Source organism: Bacteroides salyersiae WAL 10018 = DSM 18765 = JCM 12988 (assembly GCF_000381365.1).
GTDB lineage: Bacteria > Bacteroidota > Bacteroidia > Bacteroidales > Bacteroidaceae > Bacteroides > Bacteroides salyersiae.
The window spans coordinates 2,277,943-2,303,318 of sequence record NZ_KB905466.1; the positions used below are offsets into that span (position 1 = coordinate 2,277,943).

Below are 25,376 nucleotides of genomic sequence, written 5' to 3' on the forward strand. Positions count from 1 at the left end.
TATTACGAACCTATGAACAAAGAACTCTATCATAAAATTATCATGCTCGGCTGTTTGTTCCTTTTGATAACTTCATCAATCGGTACGAACAACGATCCCCTATTGCCCGAAGATTATGCAAAAATAGTACAGGAACATTTTGCAAATGAAGAGTGGGAAGAAGGAAAAACCCTTCTGGAAGAAGGACTCGGAAGATATCCGAAGGTTTCCGATCTGCAATGGTTGATGGGAAAATACTGGCATCATAAAAAAGACTATGACCAGGCACGCTATCATTTGATAAAAGCAATAGAAGATAATTACAATAATGTAAACGCCAAACAATTGCTGGTAGACGTAGAAGAGAACACTCAAAATTATTCCAGCGCCATCTGCTATGTAAACGAACTATTGGAAGTAAACCCGTATTGGCGGGGTTTATGGCGCCGAAAAATTGATCTTTACCGCAAACAGGGCAACGATGTAGAAGCCGACCGCCTTTTAAAGCGCATCAATCAGATTTATCCCAACGACACCATTTTAAGAAAAGACTATATCTACAGCATGGAACTGGGATATCAGCACATGAAAAAAGGCGGTAACCGGAAAGAGGCTATCAACACCTTGACCGAACTGATCAAGGCGGCACCGGGAAACGAACAATACTATCTGGATATTATCAATCTGCAATTGCAAGAGGGAAATCAGGAAGCAGCTTTAGGATGGGCTTCCAACGGTTTGTCCGAAATACCCGGCAGTTATTCTTTAATAAGCAAAAAAGTGGGAATTCTGGGCGAACTGGCCCGTTATCCGGAAGCGTTGGTTTTCATGCGCGATCAGATGAGAAAAAACAACAGTGCGGCTTTACGGCAATTATACAACCATATCCTTTTAGAAGCGGCACAGGCAGAAAGGCAGCGTGATCCGTACGTCCTGTACGGCATTGTGTACGACAATGGAAAAAACAACAAAGAAGCATTGGATTACCTGCTAAACACTTCTGTCACCAGGGGATATAGCGATGATGCTTTCTACTATTTACGGGAAGCAAAAAAGAAATACGGCGATACGGACAAAGGCATTCTCTACAAAGAGTACCTACTTTACCGTAAGATGAACGAAAAAGACCGTGCCTTTTCTACTTTAAACAAATTATACGAGTTATATCCGGACGATTATGACATTCTGCTGGCCATATGCGAACAACATATGGAAAAAGCCGAAAGGCTTATAGAATTGGGATTGCACGCGGAAGCACTCCCTCACACCCAGTTTATTATTCAGAAACAGGTAGACAGTGAAATCACCGGAATAGCCTGGGAAAGAGCCTTAGGATGTTATATCAGCATGAAAAAATATAATGAGGCATTGGCAGCGCTGGACACGCTCACCACCCGCTATCCCGAATATGAAAACGGCATCTGGAAAAGAGCCTTCATACTCGACAAGATGGATAAGACCGCAGAAGCGTTGGACATCTATCTTTCAGCCATCGAGCACAGTGACGAAGACATGCGCATGTTCTACGTTATCGGCTACGAAGAGCTTGCAATTCCTTATATCAAAAAGTGCATGGAGGCAGGAAATACGCAACGGGCACATGACACGGCATGCAAACTCGTGCAACTCAACCCGTCGAGCGACCTCGGTTTACGGTATGCCATCAACACGTCGGCATTATTAAAGCAGTATGATAAGTTCCAGCAATACACGGAACAAGGACTTCAATATTACCCGAATGAGCCGTTTTACCAAACAAAACTGGCTACTATCTATGACCGGGACAAACAGTACGATCTATCCATCGGACTCCTGCACCCGATCGTACAGAAGTATCCGGACAACAAAGAGGTAATAGGGGCCTTTTCACAAAGCAGCGAATACCGCGCTTTACAATTATCAAAATCAAGAAAGGCCGTAGAAGCCATCGCCGTACTCGATACAGCGATCCAATTCGACAGCCAAAACAAATCACTTAAATATACCAAAGGATTGGTATACGAAAACAATAAACAGGCAGATTCGGCTTATTACTACCAGAAGTATTATGAACCGTCCCTCATGGAGTACAAGTCTTTCCAACGTCATCTGAACGGTTTGAAAAGCCAAATGCTCAAGAATGAGATTGCTTTGATATATCTGCGCGCACGCTATGGAGAAGAAGACATCATAACCTCGGTTGCCAGCTTGGAATATACCCGGAAAGCCCGTAAAAACACCTATACCGGAAGGATCAATTATGCCGGACGAAGCGGATCGGCCAATAAAGACATGACTGCAGAAGAACAGACTCCGGGAGGAGTCGGCATACAGATACAGGGTGAGTGGACGCACCGATTCTCATCGACAGTCTCCGGCATGGCAAATGTTGCCTACGCCACACAATATTTCCCGCAGATAGCTGCCAATATTGCGGTAACCAAATATTTCAAAAATGATTGGGAACTGGACATTCATGCCGGATACAGGCGCACTACAGCTTTCAAGAAGTCTTTCAGATTCAATGAAAACGCTCTAAATGAAGAAACAGGGCACAATGGAATATGGGAATTCGATTCGTGGGAGAAGTCACGAACCAATCTGTTCTCTGCCGGCGCGGGAGTAGCCAAAACCATCGATAAGGTCTGGCTAAATACCAAACTGGATCTGTATCTCTTGAATTCGGACATCTACTACAATGCTCAGATAGGGGCTAAATATTTCCCGGCGGATGATGGTAAAACAAACATCATGGCAACGGCAAGTATGGGATCGGCTCCCGAAACAGCCGTATTGGATTATGCACTTCCCGGTTCTTTCTCACACACAAATACAATGGTAGGACTTGGAGGGCAATATCTGATAACCCCGAATATTACAATCGGTGTAATGGGCACATGGAATACTTATTATAATCAAACCAATACAAGAACGGGAGGGCAGAACAATTATATAGACAAAGTATCGACACGATACAAGAATTTATACAATATTTATGCACAGGTTTATATTTCATTCTAACAAAGTATCTTTTATTATAGAGATCGTAATTTTATGCTATTTTCTGATAGGCTGCGGCACACAGGGCCATACCGAGCCTACACTATTGTCCAAGGAAGGCTATCTCGTCTCGATATCCGACTACGCAACGGAAGAGGATACGCGTTGGGCCAAATACCTGTATGATCATCTTAAAAAACGTGCAGAAGACGAGGATATGATCGCATTCGGCGTTTCGGAAAAAGACATGTTCCGTATTATCGTACAAATCGACCCGGCACTCAAAAATGATTTCAAGGTAGAAACCCATGCCAACGGTATAAAACTCATAACCTCCGGACCCAAGAAAATGCTATGGCTCCAATACCAGATCATGAAAAAAATCGGCGATATGGATAAACGCATAGAGTCTTCTGATCTCCCCCCAGCTTTGGTCAACCTAAATGACACTTGCGGTTCTTTTGCCTTCAAATACCAAAGCATTTATTCACCGACCGGACTACATCCCGACTATCCAGGAATAACGGGACTGGATAACTTCGATGAAAGTTGGGGAATCTGGGGACACAACCTCGGAAAAGTACTGGGAAAAGATCTCGATGAATTCTATGCCACAATAGACAAGAAAAAATACGAAGAGCAGCTTTGCTTTTCTTCCGATGCCATATACAGACGTATAGAGAATTACATCATAGACAACTATGGAGAAAAGAAAACAACGCGTTTCGTCATTGCTCCGAACGATGACCCTTCAGCCTGTATGTGTCCGGCCTGTAAAGCATTAGGCAACACTTCCGGAAACGCTACGCCGGCTGTAACACAACTAATTACCCGTTTGGCCAAACGTTTTCCCCACCATCTTTTTTTCACCACTTCTTATTTGAGTACCCGGCAAGTCCCGGCAATGGAATTACCATCCAACGTCGGTGTCCTCATAAGTGCCATCGAATTACCCCTCCGCCTTGTCAACAAAAAACACACACAAGAGAAGCAATTCATACAATCATTAAAGCAGTGGAAAAATGTAACAAAGCAAATCTATGTATGGGACTACATCAATAATTTCGATGATTACCTGACCCCCTTTCCTATATTGAGAATAGCCCGTGACAGACTGGCTTTCTTCCGGGAGAACGGTGTAAGCGGTGTTTTTTTCAATGGAAGCGGATACGACTACTCCAGTTTCGACGATATAAAGACCTTTGCACTCTCAGCATTGCTCATCAACCCGGAACTGTCAGTCGAAGAGTTGATCGGGAAATATACGGCTCAAGCATACCCTCGGTCCAAAAAACTGCTAACCTCTTACTACTGTAACCTGGAAAACCGGATTCAACCGGGTAAAAGGCTTCATATGTATGCCGGAGTACAAGAAGCCGAGAAGGCTTTTTTGCCGGCAGCAGAATTTGTAAAGTTCTACAATGAGTTAAGCACACTTACGGATGAAGCGAAAGGCGATGAACGGAAAAAGCTCCATATGCTCAGAACCGCCCTTTCGTTCACCCGGTTGGAGCTGGGGCGTATCCATAATTTCACACCGTATGGATATGCATGCCGGAAAGGAGAAAAAATCGAGACTATACCGGAAACCGGAGATTGGCTAAACCGCCTGAACGAACATGAGGCATTCCCGGAAATGAGATATTACAATGAAGCTTCCGACGGAATCGACAATTATTGTGAAGAATGGGAACAATATATAGCCCAACCAATGAGTTCTCCCAACCTGCTGTTAGGAGAAAAACTAACCGCAGGTTCCAAGCTGGATGAGAACTACACCGACCTTTCCGTACTCACCGACGGTACGTGCGGTTTACCGGGAAGCTATCATTTCGGCTGGTTTATTTCTTCATCCGGCGATTTAATATTAAATTTACCGAAAAAAGCGGCCGATAGAACCGGAAAACTCTGCATTCGTTTTTTGCATTTGCCGAGGCATCGAATTTATACGCCGCAATCTGTCGAATTGCTAAAAGACGGGGAATTTTACAAAAAGTTTCCAAGACTTCCAGGCAATACCGGTGAAAAGGGAGAAATTACAGAGTCATGCCTCCCGGTGGAACTAAAAAGCAATCAACAACTGACACTGAGAATTAAACGGGCCGATAAGAAAAAAGCCCAGATCGCAATAGACGAGGTATCATTTATACCTCAAAAATAAAAAGCAGTAACAATGAGCAAATATGTATTCTATATTTTTTTATGGCTGATACCGGCACTCTTACTATCATCGTGCCGAAAAGAAGTGCGTCCTACCAGCATAGAGATAAAAGACCCCGACAGGCATTATTACCCCATCAAACAAGGGCAGCAGCTCGATATCATGTTCACAATAACAAATACGGGCAATACTCCCCTGCTTATCACCGACATACAGCCCTCTTGCGGATGTATCATCATTGATAAAAGTTCGCATGTCATTATTCCGGAGCACGGAACCAAACAGTTCCGGGCAACATATAACAGCATAAAAAACATCGGTTTGGTTACTCACTGTATCCGGATCTACGGAAATATTCTCCCTGCGGGAAAAGCAGAAATCAAATTCGACGTCAATGTTGTGCCGGACGCTGATTACACCCGCGATTACGAAGAACTGTTCCAAGACTTTAATGTCAAAAACGGAATCGTGAAAGAGATGGTGGATGGAAAAGAATCCGAACAGGGATATTATGTAGGAAATCCTTAAACAATCATTTCCGCCGTAAATATTCATATCCGAAACGGCAGTACAGGCACTTCTTTTTATCACAATATTCTTTCTGAAGCTGTAATAAAGCCTGGCTGTCGGCAGCCGAATGTACAGACAAGCCTGCACCATTCCACATGCGGGTGACATAATTGTTTTCCGCTTTCAGTTCTTCCAGAAAACGGCCGGCACGATCACAAAGACGTTCATCCGCTTTATGCAACCCATAAGCATAAAGAAAAGGAATCACCGTATTTATAATCAATAGATTCTGCGCATTTATACCGATCGGCTTTTCCTTTTTGGCAGACGGCTTGCCAAAAACAAAATGCTCCTCCCAATAAGGAGAAGTACGGGCAACCAGAATTTGCCGGACTGCTTTCAACGTTTCCGCTTCCATAATGTGGGAAAACAGAAAATGCTCTTTATGATAAAGCGATGCTAACTGTGCCAAACGGACATATGGAAAATTATCCGGACGAATACGCAGGAAACGCCACAAAGTGACATCCATTGCAGCAGGCAATTCGAATTTGTATTGTAAATAACGAAATTCATTCTGTATCCGTATCTGATAATCATCGATAGCATCTCCCTCCAACAGCCCTGCCAACCCAAAGAAAAAAGCCTCTATCTGCATTAAATCATCACGGTGCTTGTCGACGGCACGGAAAGGTATCAAGTTTGCCCACGTCTCAAAGGCATCCCCATTCAGTCCGAAACCAAAATTACGGGAAAGAGTGATAAAAAAAGCATCTTCCCAATTATTATTACAACGCTGTAATCGTCCGGCAATAACCTCTGCTTTCTGCTGAAAACGCTCTGTTTGCAAAGCAGTCAGCCAAGAATGAATGGTCAGTCCAGGCAAAGAGGCAAGAACAGAATAACAAGGAGGATAAGTATCTGCCCGGCAAAGTTCGTCATAGTGCAGTCTTATGTGCTCCGGGCAAGTAAGCTCTATTTGAGGCAGTTGTTCGCCGTTGGGCCGTATCACTTCACAATCGGCCTGCTCCACCACATGCAGGATGACCGAATCGTAAGCCTTGTCCTGATCATGTCCATGCCTGTACCAATCGGAAGAAGCTGTGTGTATTTCTACGTTTCCCACCCAAAGAGTACCATCTATCTTTAACTTTGCATTAAAAAAATCCGGACCGGCATGTGAGTTTTGCAAACCGGTATCAATGACCTCTACCGGCAAGCCGGAAGTTGTCTGCAATAAGTTGAGGGGAAATATTTTGTGTTTCCAGACATAGTATAGAAGTTGTTCCATGTTAACAAGACGTTAATGTATTCGACAAATGTAATAAAAATCTTATCTTTGCGACTATTATTTTGAATATAAGTCAGTAAAACAATGAAAATAGCATTAATCGGCTACGGAAAAATGGGCAAAGAATTGGAAAAAGTCGCCCTCAGTCGCGGACATGAAATTGTCTGCATTATCGATATCAATAATCAAGACGATTTCGAATCCGAAGCATTTCGCTCTGCGGATGTAGCGATCGAATTCACCAACCCGATGGTAGCTTACAGTAACTATATCAGAACCTTCAAAGCCGGTGTAAAACTGGTTTCGGGCAGCACCGGATGGATGGCCGAGCATGGTGACGAGATAAAAGAACTTTGCGAGAAAGAGGGAAAGACCCTGTTCTGGTCTTCTAATTTCAGCTTGGGAGTAGCCATTTTCTCCGCTGTCAACAAATACCTGGCAAAGATTATGAACCAGTTTCCGGCATACGACGTGACTATGAGTGAAACGCACCATATTCACAAACTCGATGCACCAAGCGGAACCGCCATCACTCTGGCCGAAGGCATTCTTGAAAATCTGGATCGCAAAAGCCATTGGGTAAAAGAAGAAGCCGCAACAACGGATGAACTGCCGATCCACTCCATCCGCGAAGGAGAAGTATTCGGAATCCACACCGTTCGTTACGATTCTGCCGCCGACAGCATTTCGATTACCCATGATGCCAAAAATCGCGGTGGGTTTGCCTTAGGCGCCATTTTAGCAGCCGAATATACAGCCGGTAAACAAGGATATTTAGGAATGAGCGATCTCTTTCCGTTTTTAGCCGACGAACCTTCGAAGCCGAGTTCTAAATAAACAAAAAACTATAATCATGAGAAAAGCAACGCGCGCACAATGGATTAAATGTGCCATCGCTATCATCCTTTACCTGATCTTCCTGGTATGGGTGAAAAGTTGGTGGGGACTCATCGTAGTACCTTTCATCTTCGACATTTACATTACCAAGAAAGTCCCCTGGTCCTTTTGGAAAAAATCGAAAAACCCGACCGTACGCAGTGTTATGAGCTGGGTAGATGCCATCGTTTTTGCTTTGGTAGCCGTATACTTTGTGAATATATATATATTCCAGAATTATCAGATCCCTTCTTCCTCTTTGGAGAAATCTTTGTTAGTGGGTGATTTCCTGTACGTCAGCAAGATGAGTTACGGCCCCCGGGTACCGAATACCCCCCTCTCCATGCCGTTGGCACAGCACACACTACCTATTATCAACACCAAATCATACATCGAGTGGCCTCAATGGGAATACAAGCGTGTTCCCGGATTCGGAAAAGTCAAAATGAATGATATCGTGGTATTCAATTTCCCGGCCGGCGATACCGTCGCCGTCAACTATCAGCAAACGGACTTTTACGACAACATCGTTTATCGGGAAGGTAAAAGGCTGTATCCCAACCAAATCAACATGGATAGCCTCAGCCGCCAACAACAGCGTATCGTATACGACCTCTATCGCAATGCCGGAAGAAAATATGTACTTTCCCATCCCGAAGAGTTCGGTAAGCTTATCTACCGTCCGGTAGACCGTCGGGAGAATTATGTGAAACGTTGTGTCGGATTACCGGGAGATACATTACAGATCAAAGACCGCATCATATACATAGACGGTAAAGCACAGGAAGAACCGGAAGATATCCAATTCTTCTACAAAGTGGAAGCTACCGGAAACATCATACCGGCCGCCTTCCTGCATGATGAATTGGGATTGAGCAATGAAGATACGCAAGACTATCAGCCGGGAGCCACTACTTTCTACCTGCCTCTGACCAAAAAAGCACGCAATACACTGCTCGGCCGCAAGGATCTTGTCACTGCGATAGACCCCATTCCTACGAGGCCATTACATGACCTCTATCCACAAAATCTATACACAAACTGGACAGTAGACAATTACGGCCCTATATGGATACCGTCCAAAGGTTCTACCATCACATTGACCATGGACAACCTGCCGCTTTATGAAAGATGCATCGTTGCCTACGAAGGCAATAAGCTGGAAGTAAAAGAAGACGGCATTTACATCAACGGACAAAAAACGGATAAATATACTTTCGGGATGGACTACTACTGGATGATGGGTGACAACCGCCACAACTCACAAGATTCCCGCTATTGGGGATTCGTGCCCGAAGATCATGTAGTCGGTAAACCCATCGTCGTATGGCTGTCTTTGGATAAAGACCGCGGATGGTTCAACGGCAAAATCCGTTGGAACCGTATCTTTAAATGGGTAAAATAGTAATTATTCAATCGATCAATGCGCCAATGTATGCATTGGCTGTACTATGAAGAGAAACCTGAAATGGATAATCGCCTTAACCGGAGCAATAATCATCGTACTATTGCTCCGTGGTTTTGCTTTTACCTCCTGTCTCATTCCTTCGGCAGGGATGGAAAATTCTCTTTTTCGCGGCGAACGCATATTGGTCAATAAGTGGAGCTACGGACTCCGCCTGCCTGTCATGTCCCTTCTCTCCTACCATCGATGGGGAGAACGGAAAATCCGGAAAGAAGATATTGTTGTTTTCAATAATCCCGCCGCCGTAACGGAACCGGTCATTGATAAACGGGAAGTGTTCATCAGCCGTTGTATAGGTGTGCCCGGCGATACTTTGCTGGTCGATTCTATTTTTTCCATCGTATCGTCCCGAAGTGCCTCCGCCCCCGACCGGAAAAGGCTGTATGTCTATCCACGAGAAAAAGAACAACTGCTGGATTCTCTCCTATCCATCTTATCCATCACTCCGAATGACCTGATGGGACAAGATTCCATCAACAACGTACGGAGTTTCAGCCGCTATGAATACTATTTACTGGAACAAGCCATGAACGGCAACAATTGGATACATCTGCTGGAACCCGGTCAAGAGAAACAGATAGCCAACCCGTTGATTATCCCGGGAAAAGGAAAGGCCATACGGGTATACCCGTGGAATAAAACCCTCCTTCGCAACACATTGGTACTGCATGAAGGGAAACAGGCCGAAATCAAGAACGATACATTATATGTGGAAGGACATGCCGTACAGCATTGTTATTTCACAAAAGATTACTATTGGATGGTCTCCGACAATTCCATCAACCTGTCCGATTCACGTCTCTTCGGTTTTGTCCCGCAGGACCATGTCATAGGAAAAGCCGCTTTCGTCTGGTTTTCTAAAGAAGACGGGAGCGGGCTATTCAACGGATACCGATGGAACCGTTTCTTCCAGCCGGTAAGATGAATGAGGGATTTATGATTTTTGAATTATGAATTATGAATATAGAAAGATGAAAACTGCATACTTATCTTCCGCCTATCTGGCTCCTGTAGAATACTACACTAAGTTAGTAACTTATGATAAAATCTACATCGAGCAACATGACCATTACATGAAGCAGACCTATCGCAACCGTTGCACCATTGCCGGCCCGGACGGGGAAATAGCGCTTTCTATTCCTATCATAAAGCCGGAAAACCTGAAATGCCCGATGAAGGACATTCGTATCTCCGATCACGGTAATTGGCGGCATATGCATTGGAATGCCATAGAATCAGCTTACAACAGCACACCGTTTTTTGAATATTACAGGGACGACTTTTATCCTTTCTACGAGAAGAAATATGTATTTTTAGCCGATTTCAACGAGGAGCTATGTCACCTTATCTGCCAACTGGCAGACATTCAACCGGACATCACACGAACGACAGAATACAAAACGGACTTTACTCCGGATGAATACGATTTCCGGGAAGCCATTCATCCCAAGAGAGATTTCCGGCAGACAGATCCGGAATTCATCCCCCGCGCCTATTATCAGGTATTCGAGCATCGAAATGGTTTCCGCCCAAATTTAAGTATCATAGACTTGCTGTTCAACATGGGCCCTGAAAGCCTGTTGATACTACAACCGGAAGCAAAAAGCAAATAAGAAATAACTTCCAACAAAAAAGAGGTCAGAAACAAATATTTCACCTCAAAATAAAGGCAGGAAAGAAACCGGAGTTTCCTTTCCTGCTTCCATGTCCTAAAGTAAATTGTGAAAAAACTCTTTCCTCCTGCCTTAAAACCGTCTATCACTTCTTTTAGAAGGATTCTGACCAGCGGACAGGGAAAAGAAGAACATGAAGCCTCCAATAACCACAGTGTAGCCTATGATGCACAAGTCATTGCTTTTGCCATGTATGCCGGAGACAAGGCTACAGCCAGCCGGTTCATCAAGGAGTTTCCGGAATTCTCTTGAACAACCCATATCCTCAAAGCCCGTCCGGTCCCAATCGATTAGTCCGACGGGCTTTTCTTATGTCCCGCAAAACAGATGTAACACATCTTCCACCTTTCAAAAAGAAAAAAATCATTTCGTCCACATCACTCCAAGAAAATCCCAATTTTTCCACTTTATAAAAAAGTATATCCCCCTCCGTTTCATCGATATCAAATATTTTTGCAATGATTAAAACATGTGAAACTTTATAAATCAATCGATTATGAGAAACTATTGGAGGATTATCCTTTCCTTATTTTTAATCGGCAACGCTTTATCCGTCCAAGCTGCCGTCAAATCCTTTACCGAAACATTTGTTCTTTATACCGACTCGGAAGGATTAACCACTGCATACAATGAAGGTTGGTGTCTGGACGGAAAAGGTTCGGGCACATTCGGATATTATTCATCACGTTCCGGCACATTTCCCGACCCGTTAGACGATGGTACCATTACAATGGAATCGGACTGGCTGGACGTCAAAGGAGCCGGCAACAATAAAGGAGCGGTCTTCACTGTCACAGGAATTTCCGGATTGAAGCTCGCATTTCAAAGCGGCAGTTCGGTAACCCGTTACGTCCGTGCCGATATATCCGGTACTTCCGGCGCGAACATTACTTTAAAAGGAGGTAATGACGGTACAGAGGGCAGCATGCTGGAAACTTCCGAACTGATTCCCGCCGAGCAATACACGATTACCATCACATCCTGGGCAGACGAAGAATGTACCAGTGGCGCTGACAGCCGTTTGTATTATGTGGCTTTCATGGTAAATTCTGCCGATCTGCCTGCAGCAGTCTATGTTTACGATTCCCAGTATGCCAATTATTCAATATCCAAAGATCCGGTCTATCTGACACTGACAAAATCCTATAAGGTAACAGCCGTCGATGCAAACAATTACAATTCTGTTCCGGGTACTTATTACACAGAGACTTTAAAGGATTATGACCTGGTAGTTGCTTCCGAGTCCGTTGCCAGTACGAATAAATTCGGTATTGCCTTGGCCGGCCTTGCAGGCAAAGTACCGATGCTAAACCTGAAGGCATTCTACTACGGAAGCAGTTCATGGAACTGGGCGACGGCCGCCAATCCGACGGCAGGAGCTACCGGATGGAATCAGATTATTGTAGCCGATGCATTTAAAACCCATCCTCTCTTTGCAGATATCGACTTCACAAACGCCATCACCCTCTTTGACGGTACCGCAAAGACAAGCAACAATGTACAGAGCTACCATTCCCCCAAAGAAATCATCTCCGCAGACGATGTGCTGGCAACCAATGGTGCAAACGGATACAATGCCATTCACGAACATAAGCAAAGTAATGGTAAAAACACCTATATACTGATTCCCCTTTCGTATTCTGCCATCGAGACATTGACTCCGGATGCGAAAACACTGATTGCCAATGCGGCATCCTATGTAGCGGCTACTAAAAGCGAATACACCGCACCGGCCCAAGTAGAAGCTCCCGTCATCAGTTATGACAGTGACAATAAGGTGACTATCAGTTGTCCTACCAAAGGAGCTACCATCTATTACGGCAAAGATGTTTCCGCCCTGTCTGCATCTGCATCCGTTTATACGGAAAGCTTCTCTTTGGGCATCACGACAACAGTCAGAGCCATCGCCGTAAAAGAAGGCATGCTTCCATCCGAAGAGGTTTCCGAATACATTGAAATCATCAGAGAATGCGGCCCGCAAGTACTCGACCCGGAGCGTCTGAACCGGGGTACCATTGCCACGTACACCAATGACGGCATGTTAGTCAGTTGGCGTTGGCTCGCCACCGATCCGGACGACATCGTTTTCAATGTATACCGCGACGGAACGAAGCTGAACTCGCAACTCCTGTCCTCACGCACCAATTATCTGGATGCCGAAGGTTCGGTTAATTCTAATTACACGGTCGAAGCAGTGAGTGGCGGTAAGATCATTGAGACTTCTACGGCATTGGTTCTGGAGAAAGGGTATCTGAATATTCCTCTCGACCGCCCGGCAGGAGGTACAGTTCAAGGCAGCAGCTATACTTACACCCCCGGTGATGCCAGCGTAGGCGATGTGGACGGAGACGGCGAATATGAAATCATCCTGAAATGGGATCCTACCAATCAATGCGACAACGGGCAGAACGGTAGCCAAAACTATACCGGAAACGTTTATCTGGACTGTTATAAACTGAACGGGACAAAATTATGGCGTATCGACTTAGGCGTCAACATACGTGCGGGCGCCCACTATACCCAATTCATGGTTTATGACCTGGACGGCGACGGAAAAGCCGAAGTAGCCTGCAAGACCGCCCCGGGTACCATTGACGGAAAAGGAAACAATGTAATCATGGGTAGTGATGACCCTAAGGCCGATTATCGCGGAACGCACGGCGGCAAACAAGGAGTTATCAAAACCGGACCGGAATATCTGACGGTTTTTGAAGGCGCTACCGGTAAAGAACTGTCTACAGTAGCCTATGAGCCGAGCCGTAACATCCTTTCAGATTCGGCATGGGGAGACAGCTTTGGCAACCGCTGTGAACGCTATCTGGCCTGCGTTGCCTATCTGGATGGGAAAAAGCCGAGCCTTGTGATGTGCAGAGGCTATTATACAGCCGCTTACCTGTGCGCTTGGGACTTTGACGGGAAAGAACTGAAAAAAAGATGGTTGCACGCATCTACTACGAAAGGAGAAGGAGCTTATGGCGAAGGTGCCCATAGCCTTACAGTAGGTGACGTAGACGGTGACGGATGCGATGAAATTGTTTATGGAGCCTGTTGCATCGACCATGACGGAAGCGTACTCTACCGCACCGGATTGGGCCATGGCGATGCCCTTCATTTAGGTGATTTCATTCCCGACCGTGAGGGTTTGGAAGTGTTCATGGTACACGAAGAAAAATCTGCTGCCTACGGTTTCGAGATGCGTGATGCCCAAACCGGTGAAATCCTTTCCGGGAGAAAGATGGGCTCAGATATTGGCCGTGGTCTTTGTGCAGATATCGATTCCCTCTCCCGTGGAGCCGAATATTGGTCATTGGCAAAGTTTAATATGACCAGTGACGGCAAGTATAACAGCATCACTTTCGACTGCAACGGCGACTCCATCTCCACCAAACGCCCGTCTGTCAATTTCCGCACTTACTGGACAGGTAATCTATCCGAAGAATTGCAGGAAAAAGGAGTCATCTCGCAATGGGTAAACAAAACATCCAGTTGTACTACCGTTACCGACTTTGTTTCCACTTACGGCTGTGGAGTGAATCTGATAAAAGATACCCCCTCTCTGCAAGCCGATATTTTGGGAGACTGGCGCGAAGAGTGTATCTATTATGACGAAAAGACCAAAAGCAATCTGATGATTTTCTCAACTCCGTTTACATCTCCTTACCGTGTTCCCTGCCTGATGCACGACCATATTTACAGAATGTCTATCTGCTGGCAGAACGTGGCTTATAACCAACCGCCTCATTTAGGATACTATCTGCGCGACTACGTCAAATACCAGCAATCCAACCCTACGGGTATATCACGGCCAGTCCTGACGGATGAACAAAGTAATGTTGAGATTCCTTTCACTCTGATTTCCGATGGCATTGTTATCCGGTATACGGATATGGACAATGCCTCCTCCAGCATCCGCGTCTACTCTTTAGACGGATTGTGCGTATATCATGTCACAAACCGACTTCAAGGAAGCGGAGAAATCAAACTGGAAGGTCTGGAAGGACTTAAAAAAGGCGTTTACCTGCTTTCTGTAGTCGTTGATGGAGTAAAGACCGTCAGAAAGATCATACAGTAAAAGACGATTAATTGAAAGATAAGCCCATCATTGGCAAATTGATTGCCGATGATGGGCTTATCTGTGTTATTCCACCAAAGCAACTCATCGTTTCAACCTATTGAAACGATGAGTTGCATACTGAAGAAACGGACAGTGCCAACGTATTGAAACGAATGGTTGCATACCGAAGAAACAAACAGTTTCAAACCGGTTGAAACTACCCCGCTATTCTTATCTCAATTCGAAAGGAACCACTCCTCTGATATCGGCAGCAGAAGCGGCAATCACAGCTTCGAACTTACCCGGTTCCGCTATCCACTCATGCTTAGCGTCATCAAAAAAGCTCAGAGCATCTTTGGCAACAGTGAAAGAGACCTTTTGCTCCTCGCCCGGTGCGAGCTTCACTTTCCGGAAACCTTTCAACTCTTTTACCGGTCGCGGCAAAGAAGATTTCTTGTCACTAATATAAAGCTGCACGACCTCTTGCCCTTCACGGTCGCCGGTGTTCTTTACAGTAACCGTAAAAGTAATCGTATCGTCGGCCGTCATCGTCTTTTTATCGGCAACAGGCTTACCATATTCAAAAGTAGTATAGCTCAGTCCGTGACCAAACGGGAAAAGCGGCTTCGCTTTCTTCTGTTTGTCGGCCCAACGATAACCTACAAAGATGCCCTCATTGTATTTCTCATTCACAATGTCACCCACCTTTTCGCTACCGGGATACTCACCCAACTGATGGGCAGGTACATCTTCCAAACGGGCAGGGAAAGTGAAAGGCAATTTCCCGGAGGGGTTTACATCACCCATCAATACGGCAGCGATGGCATTTCCGGCCTCCGACCCCAAGAACCAAGCCTGCAAAACCGCCGGAACTTCCTTGATCCAAGGCATCGCTACGGCATTGCCGGAAACATTGACCACGACTAAATTCTGATTTGTCTTGACCAATTCCGTGATAACCCTGTCCTGACCGTACGGCAAACCAAGACCGGTACGGTCAGAGTCTTCGCAATCCTGATGCGCACTCTTATTCAATCCGCCAATGAAAATAACATAATCGGCTTCACCGGCCACCCGGACAGCTTCGGCAATCAATTCTTCCGGGCTACGGTCATCTTTCAAATTCTGCCCGGAAACAACGCCGTTGTATTCGCCACTGACATCCCCCACATATCCACGGGCATAAACCACTTCCGCACGATTACCGACACGATTGCGGATACCATCCAACGGAGAAATTTCCCGTTGTACCTTCAAAGAAGAGGAACCACCTCCCACAGTCATCATCTTCACGGCATTCTCGCCTATCACGGCAATCTTCTTTGTTTTAGCTAAATCGATGGGCAACAGGTTACCATTGTTTTGCAGCAATACGATACCCGCTTCCCCTATCTTACGGGCGGCATCATAATGCTCCGGAGAACGCATGGCACCATAAGGCCGGTTACGGTCCATCGTTGTACGGAAAGCCAGACGAAGAATGCGGCGCACTTTATCATCCAGTTCTTTTGTGCCTGCCTTACCCGATTGGATACGTTCAAGGTAAGGATCCGCTAAATAATAATTATCATAAGCATTGCTTGCCCCGTTGGAAAGACCGTCTGTCCAGCTACCGAATTCCATATCGAGTCCGTTGGTTATCGCCTGGTCTGTATCATGCACACCGCCCCAGTCGGATACCACCACTCCATCAAATCCCCATTCACCTTTCAGGATGTCATTCAGCAGATATTGATTGTGACAGGCATGTTGGCCTTTGTATAAGTTGTACGCCCCCATGATACTCCACGCTTTGCCCTCCTGCACAGCCGCTTTGAAAGCCGGGAGATAGATTTCATAAAGGGCGCGGTCGTCTACGATGACATTTGTGGTATGGCGGTTCACCTCCTGATTATTCAATGCATAATGTTTCACACAAGCGGCTACTCCGTTCTGCTGTACTCCCTGCACATAAGGGACGACCATACGTCCGGCCAGATAAGGATCTTCGCCCATATATTCAAAATTGCGCCCGTTCAACGGGGTACGATAGATGTTCACTCCCGGCCCCAGCAGCACGGTTTTATTGCGATAACGCGCTTCCTCACCGATGCTTTTGCCATAGAGCATAGACATATCGGTATCCCAGGTAGCGGCCAGACAGGTCAATGCCGGAAAAGCCACACAAGAGTCATTGGTCCATCCTGCCTGGTCCCATTCATCCCATAACACTTCGGGACGTATGCCGTGAGGACCGTCTGTCATCCAAAACTCAGGAATTCCCAAACGAGCCACGCCCGGAGAACAGAATTTAGACTGTGCATGCGTGACCGCAATCTTTTCCTCCAGTGTCATTCGAGACAAGGCATCCTCTACTCTCTCTTCAACAGGTTTGCTATCATCCAGATAGACGGGTGTCTGTGCCAATACCGGCAGAGCAACCAGGGATAAACCCAATAAGACTGATTTTGCTTTCATGATATGATCTATTGTATATAGTTAATCAAAGGAAATTTATCATTCATACATACTTCCCGAATATGGCCGCATATTCTCGCTTTCCGGTATTCAACCGTATTTCATTTTCCTACTGTCTCCTATCTATAAATCAACGTCGACAGATATTCTTCCGCAAACATCTCATTCGCCACTTCCAACAGATCGTCCGCCGTCAGCGCTTCGATCCGCTTACAGACCACTGCCAGATTCTCAAACTTATTATAATGCAGGAAGGTTTTAGCCATACTCAGTGCGTTGTTCTCAAAATTATCCGAAGCAACACAAATCTGGCCGATCAACTGCTTCTTGGCTGCCGCCAATTGCGAAGAAGTCATTTTCATGTCACGCATCCGCTTCAATTCCTTATAGGTCAGTTTCAGGCAGGTATCCACGTCTTCCGGATCTGTCCCGAAGTAGATGCAGAAAGCACCCGTATCCGTATAAGAGGTAAGATTAGACTCTACATTATACACCAATCCGCGACGCTCGCGCAAAGCAACATTCAAGCGGCTATTCATACCCGGACCTCCCAAAATATTATTCAGCAGATAAAGGGCTGTACGTTTGTCGTCATAAGCATTGTAAGCACGGGCTCCCAGCATCACATGTGCCTGATGGGTGTCTTTGGGGATAACCAGATATTCAGGCACATACAGAGGAGGCGGAGTACGTACCCCCTTTACCTCACCATCCGGTATATCCGCCATCCATTTTTCGAGCATATCGACCAGCTTTCTGAAATCGACCTTTCCCTGAACAAAGAAAACCATGTTGGAGGGCTGATACAACCGCCTTGTAAAATCCAAAGCATCGGATGTACGAAACCGCCTCAACAACTCCGGCCGCCCTAAAATGTTGCGCCCCAACGGATGTCCACGAAAGATCATATCTTCAAAATCATCGAAAATAAGTTCCGAAGGATTATCTTCATAAGACTGTATTTCGTCAATGATCACTTCGGTTTCCCTTTCTATCTCCCTTTGAGGAAAAGTAGAACGAAATACAATATCTACCAGTAATTCCACTGCCCGGGACAGATCATCGGTCAGAAAAGCAGAGTAGACTACCATTTCCTCTTTATTCGTGTAAGCGTTCAAGTCTCCTCCCACCGCTTCCATCCTATTCAATATATGCCAGGCTTTCCGTTTCTGTGTTCCTTTAAAGATAAGGTGTTCTACAAAATGTGCCATCCCCTGCTCATTCTCAGCTTCATCCCGGGTTCCGGCATTAACTGCAAAACCACAATAAGTCACGTCAGAAGCAACAGGTTTACAAATAACTCTCAACCCATTCGACAGAGTTTTCTCCACCTGTTCCGTTAGTAAATTCTTCATTCTCAAGACTAAGTTTTATTGATGCCACAAAAATACAATAAAACTTATTGTCGTTTATAGAAAATTGCAGATATTTGTAGACTATAACAGCGACAACGTGTATGGAAAAGATAGGAATATTCTGTTCTGCATCGGGAAACATTGACAAAATGTATTTCGATATGGCCGGCCGGATAGGCAAATGGATGGGAGAAACAGGAAAAACTCTTGTATATGGCGGTGCCAGTCTCGGACTTATGGAATGTGTAGCGCAAGCAGTAAAAACAAACGGCGGCCACATTATCGGCGTAGTCCCTGCCAAACTCGAAGAGAACGGAAAAGTGAGCGCATTGCCCGACCGTATCATCAACACCCGCAATCTTAGCGACCGTAAGGACATGATCGTAGAAGAATCGGATGTACTCGTTGCCCTCCCCGGAGGTGTAGGTACCCTCGATGAAATATTTCATGTGATGGCAGCCGCATCGATCAGTTATCACCACAAGAAAGTGATCTTTTATAATGAGGACGGCTTTTATGACACCCTATTGAAAGCACTCAAGGAGATCGAAGAAAAAGGATTTGCCCGTCAGCCGTTCTCGACTTACTACGATGTAGCCAACACGCTGGAAGAGTTAAAACAAATAATAACAACCATATGATAGAATCCATCAAAGACCTTTTGCAAAAGGAAGCACAAGCCGTGCTGAACATCCCCATAACAGATGCGTATGAAAAGGCGGTAAACCTGATTATCGAACAAATACACATCAAAAAAGGCAAGTTAGTGACCAGTGGTATGGGAAAGGCCGGACAAATAGCCATGAACATCGCAACGACCTTTTGCTCTACGGGCATCCCCTCCGTTTTTCTGCATCCGAGCGAAGCGCAACACGGAGATTTGGGCATCCTGCAAGAAAATGACCTGTTATTACTCATCTCCAACTCCGGAAAAACACGCGAGATTGTGGAACTGACCCAACTGGCTCATAATTTGAACCCGAATTTGAAGTTCATCGTTATCACAGGAAATCCGGACAGCCCCTTGGCTGATGAATCGGACGTTTGTCTCAGTACCGGTAAGCCGGCAGAAGTATGCACATTAGGAATGACTCCTACCACATCGACTACCGTTATGACCGTCATCGGCGACATTCTGGTGGTACAGACCATGCAAAAGACCCAATTCACCATTGAAGAATATTCCAAACGCCATCACGGCGGCTATCTTGGAGAAAAATCAAGAGAACTATGCGTAAAGTAATCGGTATCGGTGAAACGATCCTCGACATTATTTTCGAAGGAAACCAGCCTTCGGCCGCCGTACCGGGCGGTTCTGTATTCAATGGTATCGTCTCGTTGGGACGGGCAGGAGTAAATGTCTCTTTTATCAGCGAAACAGGAAACGACCGCGTAGGAAACATCATCCTGCAATTCATGCGTGAAAACAACATACCGACAGACCACGTCAATGTATTCCCGGATGGAAAATCACCCGTATCACTCGCATTCCTGAATGAGCACAGTGATGCGGAATACATTTTTTATAAAGACTACCCCAAACAAAGGCTCGATGTCCTGTTTCCGGAAATCCATGAAGACGATATAGTAATAGTCGGTTCGTATTACGCCCTTAACCCTGTGCTTCGCGACAAGATACTGGAATTGCTGGAAACGGCAAAAGAGAAGAAAGCGATCATCTATTACGATCCCAATTTCCGGAGTTCACATAAGGACGAAGCTATCAAGCTGACATCAACCATCATCGAGAATCTGGAATATGCCGACATTGTACGCGGATCGGCAGAAGATTTCTTCTATATGTACGGCCTGAATGACGCAGACAAGATATATAAAGATAAGATCCAGTTCTATTGCCCGAACTTCATTTGCACCGCAGGAGCCGGACAGATCTCATTGCGTACCAGAAATTGCAGAAAAGAATATCCGATAGAACCGTTAAAGGCCGTCAGCACAATCGGTGCAGGGGACAACTTCAATGCAGGACTTATTTATGGGATGTTGAAATACGACGTGCGTTATCGTGATCTCGACAATCTGGACGAAAACACCTGGGATAAAATCATCCGGCACGGTAAAGACTTTGCAGCAGAAGTGTGTAAGAGCTTTAACAATTCAATTTCAAAAGAATTTGCAAAGAGCCTGTAACACCAACATATCGCCACGGAATAATGTGAGAATCCCGTTTTCCCTCTCGGTCATGCATCATTCTGTGGCAATATATCCACGTTAAAAACCCTATACTTTGGCTAATAATCGCAAAGGAATTATATTGTGCGCCAGTAATTCCTATCTTTGCATATAGAGTTATTAGACAAATTATACTATGTATAAGAACCTGTTAAGCTGGCTGACCGTCCTCGTGCTGTTTCCATCCTGCTCCAAAACTCCGCCGAATATCTCGGTTGTCTGTGAGGAGAACAACGTAGGAAACTGCATCATCAAATGGGAAACCGCCCCTCTCATACACGGGCAGGTGAAAGTTTATGCATCCGCCAATCCGGAGTTAATCCCGGAAACAATGCCGATTGCGGCCGCTCCCATTTCTGAAGGGAAAATGGTCATTGTCACAGACGACCCCTCTCGACGCTACTATTATACAATGGTATTCAATAATAAATACCGCGTGAAGGTGGCTACCCGTAACATCAATATCCCCGGAATACAAAATTTCCGCGACTTAGGAGGATACAGATCCTCCACTACAGGGAAAAATGTCCGTTGGGGAATGCTCTACCGTTCTGCACAAATCGACAGTTTAGGTTGTGCCGCACGCCGGGAGTTGAGAAATATGGGCATAAGGACCATCATCGACCTCCGTGCTCCCGAAGAGCTGAATAACTATCCGCAGATCCAGAAAGGTTTCAATGTGGTGCATATTCCTATCGCTACGGGAAATATGGAGAAAGTGTTGCAGGGAATACAGGAAGGGAAAATAAAAGGCGACACAATCAACCGGATCGTGGAACGCATGAACCGCGAATTGGTAATAAACTATCGCGATGAATACAAAAAATTATTTGAACTTCTGCTCGATCGCAGTAATTATCCGGCCATCATCCACTGTTCTTCCGGCAAAGGACGTACGGGCATTGCTTCTGCACTCGTGCTCGCCACATTGGGTGTAAACGAAGATATCATCATGCAGGATTACCGCCTGAGCAATGATTATTTCAACATTCCCAAAGCGTCTAAGTATGCCTACAAGCTTCCGGTGAATTCGCAAGAAGCCATTACCACCGTCTATACAGCCAAAGAGGATTTTCTGAATGCAGCGAAAGAAGAGATCGAACGGACCTATTCCGATATCCCCACTTATCTGCGGAAAGGACTTGGGCTAACTGCGGAAAATATAGAGAAACTACAAAACATTATGCTCGAATAATTTGTAATTTATAATTCATAATTCATAATTAATCTCTATCTTTGCCACCGAATATAAAGATATACAGAGATTTAATGAAGACATTTGAAGAGCTTGGCGTTTCTCCTGAGATACGTAGAGCAGTCGAAGAAATGGGATATGAGAATCCCATGCCGGTACAAGAGGAAGTGATTCCGTACCTTTTAGGAGAAAATAATGATGTAGTAGCTCTTGCCCAAACGGGAACAGGGAAGACAGCCGCATTTGGTTTGCCGCTGATACAACAGATTAACGTAAAAAACCGTGTTCCCCAATCACTTATCCTTTGCCCTACACGGGAGCTTTGCCTGCAAATAGCGGGTGATTTGAACGATTATTCCAAATACATTGACGGACTGAAAGTACTGCCCGTATATGGCGGATCGTCGATAGACAGCCAGATACGTAGTTTGAAACGCGGTGTACATATCATAGTAGCCACTCCGGGACGTTTGCTGGACTTGATGGAACGTAAAACCGTTTCACTGTCTACCATCAGCAACGTCGTAATGGACGAAGCGGACGAAATGTTGAATATGGGATTCACAGACAGTATCAATGCTATTCTGGCAGATGTTCCCCAAGAACGCAATACGCTCCTTTTCTCAGCGACCATGAGTCCGGAGATTGCCCGTATTTCCAAAAAATACCTCCGCGACGCCAAAGAAATCACTATCGGCCGCAAAAATGAAAGCACCAACAGTGTAAAGCATATTGCATATATGGTGCAAGCGAAAGACAAATATGCCGTACTGAAACGCGTGGCAGACTATTGCCCGCAGATATACGGCATCGTTTTCTGCCGTACCCGTAAAGAGACACAGGAAATTGCCGACAAACTGATGCAGGAAGGTTACAATGCCGACTCACTGCATGGCGAACTCTCACAGGCGCAGCGTGACGCCGTTATGCAGAAGTTCCGCCAACGGAATATCCAAATCCTTGTAGCTACAGACGTAGCCGCACGCGGATTGGACGTAAACGACCTTACACATGTGATCAATTACGGCCTGCCAGACGATACGGAAAGTTATACCCACCGTAGCGGACGTACCGGACGTGCCGGGAAAACCGGAATTTCCATTGCCATCGTCAATATGCGCGAGAAGGGCAAAATGCGCGAAATAGAGCGTATCATCGGCAAAAAGTTCATCATGGAGCAGGTACCCACAGGGAAGCAAATCTGTGAGAAACAACTCATCAAGGTAATTGATGATATCGAAAAAGTAAAGGTCAATGAAGAGGAGATTGCCGACTTTATGCCCGATATTTATCGTAAACTGGAATGGTTGAGCAAAGAAGATGTTATCAAACGTATGGTATCGATGGAGTTCAACCGTTTCTTAGAGTACTATCGTGACCGTGAAGAAATACAAACAGCTACCGACAGCCGTGGTGAACGCGGAAGCCGTGAAGATCGCGGAGGCCGTGAAGGTGGCAGCCGCAAGGCAGCACCGGGATTCACCCGCCTGTTCATCAACTTGGGTAAGATGGATAATTTTTTTCCCAGTGAACTGATCAGCCTGCTGAACAGTAACACCCGTGGACGTATTGAGTTGGGGCGTATCGATCTGATGAAAAACTTCTCTTTCTTTGAAGTAGAAGAAAAAGAGACTCAGAATGTAATAAAAGCCTTAAATCGCGCAAACTGGAACGGTCGCAGGGTTTCGGTCGAAATTGCCGGAGAAGAGGGCGGAGAAGGCCGTAGAAACAGCGACAGAAGCAATGATAAAAGTGGCGTCAAAGGTAGAAACGGCAGAAGTAAAGATACTCAAAAAGATAATTCCACATCGGCATCAGCTAAACCGCGCAAAGAAAAAGCAAGCAAAACGCCTGCTTCCACCGACAGCAAGAAGCAAAAGCCAAGCCGTGAAGAACGCGGTTATAAAAATGCACGTGGAAAGAAAGACGATTGGAAGCAATTCTTCAAAGATGAAGAACCGGATTTCAGTGAAGAAGGCTGGGCACGCAGAAAACCAAAGAAAAAATAAGAATATCCTTTTCAGCAAAGGAAGTGAGACTGTTTCCAATCAGGGATTCAGTCTCTTTTTTTTCGGAACAGCACTCTATTTAAGCTCAACCCGGCAATAAGAACCATACGGCATAACTTCTCCTCTTCCGGGAAGGAACATCCATAAAGAACGGCGGCCGATAGGATAAAAGTTATGTAGGACTCAAGTTATTTTATTACCTTTGCGGCGTTTTTCAAAACAATGAACCCTATTCCTTAAAGTATGAATAAATTAAACGGTTTTCTCTACGGACTGCTGTCTTCGGCATCTTTCGGCCTCATTCCGCTATTCACCATTCCGGTGATGCGGCAAGGGATGCAGTTCGAATCAATTTTATTATACCGGTTTGCTTTTGCCACACTGGCACTGGGGCTTATCTTGTTACTCGACGGACAATCTTTCCGTATCAACCGCCGGGATATCCCTTCACTCGTATTGTTGGCATTTCTTTATCTGATGTCCGCCGTATTCCTATTCTGGGGATATAAATTCATGGCGAGCGGCATCGCTACCACCCTTCACTTCATGTATCCGGTACTGACCACTTTGATAATGATGCTATTCTTCCGTGAAAAGAAATCCATCTGGCGTTTTCTGGCAATTATTCTCGCTGTAAGCGGAGTGTTTTTCCTGTCTCAAGGTGACGATTCGGGCAATATCACGATCACCGGCATTCTTATTGTCCTTCTTTCAGCTTTGGGATATGCACTTTATCTGGTAACCGTAAGTCAATTAAAAGTCGGCCAAATGAAAGGATTACGACTCACATTTTATGTATTTCTATTCGGAACTTTATTGCTTCTTGCAGGAATCAATGCCACAGGAGATATCCAACCTATCGGTAATTGGCACATAGCCGGGAATCTGATGATGCTCGCCATCATTCCAACCGTCATCTCCAATCTGGCACTGGTGAGAGCCGTGAAATGCATCGGTTCTACCCTTACTTCGGTTTTAGGAGCTATGGAACCGGTCACCGCCGTATGTGTCGGCATCTTTATGTTCGGAGAACCTTTCACAAGCAGCATCGGCTTGGGAATCGCCTTAATCATTACCGCAGTAACGGTAATAATACTAAAACGGTAAAGTCACCCGGCATTTACAAGATATTGACCGGCCATCCAGAGAGGAAGAATGTGCCAAAGCTCAACTTTAAAGAAA

At 45.4% G+C, this 25,376-nt stretch carries 18 protein-coding genes; 15 read left to right on the forward strand and 3 right to left on the reverse strand.

Going from position 1 to position 25,376, the window contains the following annotated elements:
- The first annotated feature begins 12 nt into the window (after window positions 1-12).
- Genes HMPREF1532_RS08485 through HMPREF1532_RS08495 form a run of 3 tightly spaced genes read left to right on the forward strand, consistent with a single transcriptional unit; the run spans window position 13 to window position 5,647 of the window.
- Window positions 13-2,979, forward strand: a complete 2,967-nt coding sequence (locus tag HMPREF1532_RS08485) for a tetratricopeptide repeat protein (RefSeq protein ID WP_172680650.1) — start codon at window positions 13-15, stop codon at window positions 2,977-2,979.
- Entirely contained in the window at window positions 2,954-5,119 is a 2,166-nt protein-coding gene (locus tag HMPREF1532_RS08490; protein ID WP_005927700.1) for a DUF4838 domain-containing protein, read from the forward strand. The genes HMPREF1532_RS08485 and HMPREF1532_RS08490 overlap by 26 nt, the downstream gene beginning before the upstream one ends.
- 12 nt (window positions 5,120-5,131) lie before the next feature.
- Window positions 5,132-5,647, forward strand: a complete 516-nt coding sequence (locus HMPREF1532_RS08495; RefSeq protein ID WP_005927703.1) for a DUF1573 domain-containing protein — start codon at window positions 5,132-5,134, stop codon at window positions 5,645-5,647.
- A gap of 4 nt (window positions 5,648-5,651) precedes the next feature.
- Here the strand turns inward: HMPREF1532_RS08495 and HMPREF1532_RS08500 are convergent, their stop codons facing one another.
- Complete coding sequence (locus tag HMPREF1532_RS08500; RefSeq protein WP_005927706.1) at window positions 5,652-6,920, reverse strand: DUF2851 family protein; 1,269 nt, start codon at window positions 6,918-6,920, stop codon at window positions 5,652-5,654.
- A gap of 84 nt (window positions 6,921-7,004) precedes the next feature.
- Here HMPREF1532_RS08500 and dapB point away from each other — a divergent pair, with 84 nt between their 5' ends.
- From dapB to HMPREF1532_RS08535, 6 genes are all read left to right on the forward strand, one after another.
- The gene (gene dapB, locus HMPREF1532_RS08505) at window positions 7,005-7,757 is read left to right on the forward strand and encodes a 4-hydroxy-tetrahydrodipicolinate reductase (protein WP_005927709.1); all 753 of its coding nucleotides are present in this window, start codon (window positions 7,005-7,007) and stop codon (window positions 7,755-7,757) included.
- Window positions 7,758-7,773: 16 nt separating this feature from the next.
- Window positions 7,774-9,201, forward strand: a complete 1,428-nt coding sequence (lepB, locus tag HMPREF1532_RS08510; protein WP_005927712.1) for a signal peptidase I — start codon at window positions 7,774-7,776, stop codon at window positions 9,199-9,201.
- A 46-nt stretch (window positions 9,202-9,247) separates the two neighbouring features.
- On the forward strand, window positions 9,248-10,186 hold the full coding sequence (lepB, locus tag HMPREF1532_RS08515) for a signal peptidase I (protein ID WP_005927715.1): 939 nt from the start codon (window positions 9,248-9,250) through the stop codon (window positions 10,184-10,186).
- Window positions 10,187-10,232: 46 nt separating this feature from the next.
- Window positions 10,233-10,874, forward strand: a complete 642-nt coding sequence (locus tag HMPREF1532_RS08520) for a WbqC family protein (protein WP_005927718.1) — start codon at window positions 10,233-10,235, stop codon at window positions 10,872-10,874.
- Between the two features lie 108 nt (window positions 10,875-10,982).
- On the forward strand, window positions 10,983-11,186 hold the full coding sequence (locus HMPREF1532_RS08525) for an alginate lyase family protein (RefSeq protein WP_025819120.1): 204 nt from the start codon (window positions 10,983-10,985) through the stop codon (window positions 11,184-11,186).
- 244 nt (window positions 11,187-11,430) lie between these two features.
- Window positions 11,431-15,006: a rhamnogalacturonan lyase family protein gene (locus tag HMPREF1532_RS08535; protein WP_005927721.1), complete on the forward strand. Its 3,576-nt coding sequence runs from the start codon at window positions 11,431-11,433 to the stop codon at window positions 15,004-15,006.
- Window positions 15,007-15,219: 213 nt separating this feature from the next.
- Here the strand turns inward: HMPREF1532_RS08535 and HMPREF1532_RS08540 are convergent, their stop codons facing one another.
- Window positions 15,220-17,445: a glycoside hydrolase family 3 C-terminal domain-containing protein gene (locus HMPREF1532_RS08540; protein ID WP_005927723.1), complete on the reverse strand. Its 2,226-nt coding sequence runs from the start codon at window positions 17,443-17,445 to the stop codon at window positions 15,220-15,222.
- A gap of 119 nt (window positions 17,446-17,564) precedes the next feature.
- Window positions 17,565-18,800, reverse strand: a complete 1,236-nt coding sequence (locus HMPREF1532_RS08545) for a M16 family metallopeptidase (RefSeq protein ID WP_005927726.1) — start codon at window positions 18,798-18,800, stop codon at window positions 17,565-17,567.
- Between the two features lie 101 nt (window positions 18,801-18,901).
- Here HMPREF1532_RS08545 and HMPREF1532_RS08550 point away from each other — a divergent pair, with 101 nt between their 5' ends.
- The 6 genes from HMPREF1532_RS08550 to HMPREF1532_RS08575 all read left to right on the forward strand — a co-directional run bounded on the left by HMPREF1532_RS08550 (window position 18,902) and on the right by HMPREF1532_RS08575 (window position 25,301).
- Window positions 18,902-19,441, forward strand: a complete 540-nt coding sequence (locus tag HMPREF1532_RS08550; protein ID WP_005927729.1) for an LOG family protein — start codon at window positions 18,902-18,904, stop codon at window positions 19,439-19,441.
- On the forward strand, window positions 19,438-20,043 hold the full coding sequence (locus tag HMPREF1532_RS08555) for an SIS domain-containing protein (protein WP_005927732.1): 606 nt from the start codon (window positions 19,438-19,440) through the stop codon (window positions 20,041-20,043). Before HMPREF1532_RS08550 ends, HMPREF1532_RS08555 begins: the two co-directional genes overlap by 4 nt.
- Complete coding sequence (locus HMPREF1532_RS08560) at window positions 20,031-20,948, forward strand: carbohydrate kinase family protein (RefSeq protein WP_005927735.1); 918 nt, start codon at window positions 20,031-20,033, stop codon at window positions 20,946-20,948. The genes HMPREF1532_RS08555 and HMPREF1532_RS08560 overlap by 13 nt, the downstream gene beginning before the upstream one ends.
- 178 nt (window positions 20,949-21,126) lie before the next feature.
- A complete protein-coding gene (locus tag HMPREF1532_RS08565; protein WP_005927738.1) occupies window positions 21,127-22,185 on the forward strand; it encodes a tyrosine-protein phosphatase in 1,059 nt (352 codons plus the stop codon).
- A gap of 74 nt (window positions 22,186-22,259) precedes the next feature.
- Window positions 22,260-24,194: a DEAD/DEAH box helicase gene (locus tag HMPREF1532_RS08570; protein ID WP_005927740.1), complete on the forward strand. Its 1,935-nt coding sequence runs from the start codon at window positions 22,260-22,262 to the stop codon at window positions 24,192-24,194.
- 243 nt (window positions 24,195-24,437) lie between these two features.
- Window positions 24,438-25,301, forward strand: coding sequence for a DMT family transporter (locus HMPREF1532_RS08575; protein ID WP_005927743.1), 864 nt, complete (start codon window positions 24,438-24,440; stop codon window positions 25,299-25,301).
- Window positions 25,302-25,376: the final 75 nt, after the last annotated feature.

What these genes read in the sequence shown, in the direction of transcription:
- HMPREF1532_RS08485 (WP_172680650.1), top strand. Translation starts at nt 13, where the DNA reads ATGAACAAAGAACTCTATCATAAAATTATCATGCTCGGCTGTTTGTTC.
- HMPREF1532_RS08490 (WP_005927700.1), top strand. Translation starts at nt 2,954, where the DNA reads ATGCACAGGTTTATATTTCATTCTAACAAAGTATCTTTTATTATAGAG.
- HMPREF1532_RS08495 (WP_005927703.1), top strand. Translation starts at nt 5,132, where the DNA reads ATGAGCAAATATGTATTCTATATTTTTTTATGGCTGATACCGGCACTC.
- HMPREF1532_RS08500 (WP_005927706.1), bottom strand. Translation starts at nt 6,920, where the DNA reads ATGGAACAACTTCTATACTATGTCTGGAAACACAAAATATTTCCCCTC.
- dapB (WP_005927709.1), top strand. Translation starts at nt 7,005, where the DNA reads ATGAAAATAGCATTAATCGGCTACGGAAAAATGGGCAAAGAATTGGAA.
- lepB (WP_005927712.1), top strand. Translation starts at nt 7,774, where the DNA reads ATGAGAAAAGCAACGCGCGCACAATGGATTAAATGTGCCATCGCTATC.
- lepB (WP_005927715.1), top strand. Translation starts at nt 9,248, where the DNA reads ATGAAGAGAAACCTGAAATGGATAATCGCCTTAACCGGAGCAATAATC.
- HMPREF1532_RS08520 (WP_005927718.1), top strand. Translation starts at nt 10,233, where the DNA reads ATGAAAACTGCATACTTATCTTCCGCCTATCTGGCTCCTGTAGAATAC.
- HMPREF1532_RS08535 (WP_005927721.1), top strand. Translation starts at nt 11,431, where the DNA reads ATGAGAAACTATTGGAGGATTATCCTTTCCTTATTTTTAATCGGCAAC.
- HMPREF1532_RS08540 (WP_005927723.1), bottom strand. Translation starts at nt 17,445, where the DNA reads ATGAAAGCAAAATCAGTCTTATTGGGTTTATCCCTGGTTGCTCTGCCG.
- HMPREF1532_RS08545 (WP_005927726.1), bottom strand. Translation starts at nt 18,800, where the DNA reads ATGAAGAATTTACTAACGGAACAGGTGGAGAAAACTCTGTCGAATGGG.
- HMPREF1532_RS08550 (WP_005927729.1), top strand. Translation starts at nt 18,902, where the DNA reads ATGGAAAAGATAGGAATATTCTGTTCTGCATCGGGAAACATTGACAAA.
- HMPREF1532_RS08555 (WP_005927732.1), top strand. Translation starts at nt 19,438, where the DNA reads ATGATAGAATCCATCAAAGACCTTTTGCAAAAGGAAGCACAAGCCGTG.
- HMPREF1532_RS08560 (WP_005927735.1), top strand. Translation starts at nt 20,031, where the DNA reads ATGCGTAAAGTAATCGGTATCGGTGAAACGATCCTCGACATTATTTTC.
- HMPREF1532_RS08565 (WP_005927738.1), top strand. Translation starts at nt 21,127, where the DNA reads ATGTATAAGAACCTGTTAAGCTGGCTGACCGTCCTCGTGCTGTTTCCA.
- HMPREF1532_RS08570 (WP_005927740.1), top strand. Translation starts at nt 22,260, where the DNA reads ATGAAGACATTTGAAGAGCTTGGCGTTTCTCCTGAGATACGTAGAGCA.
- HMPREF1532_RS08575 (WP_005927743.1), top strand. Translation starts at nt 24,438, where the DNA reads ATGAATAAATTAAACGGTTTTCTCTACGGACTGCTGTCTTCGGCATCT.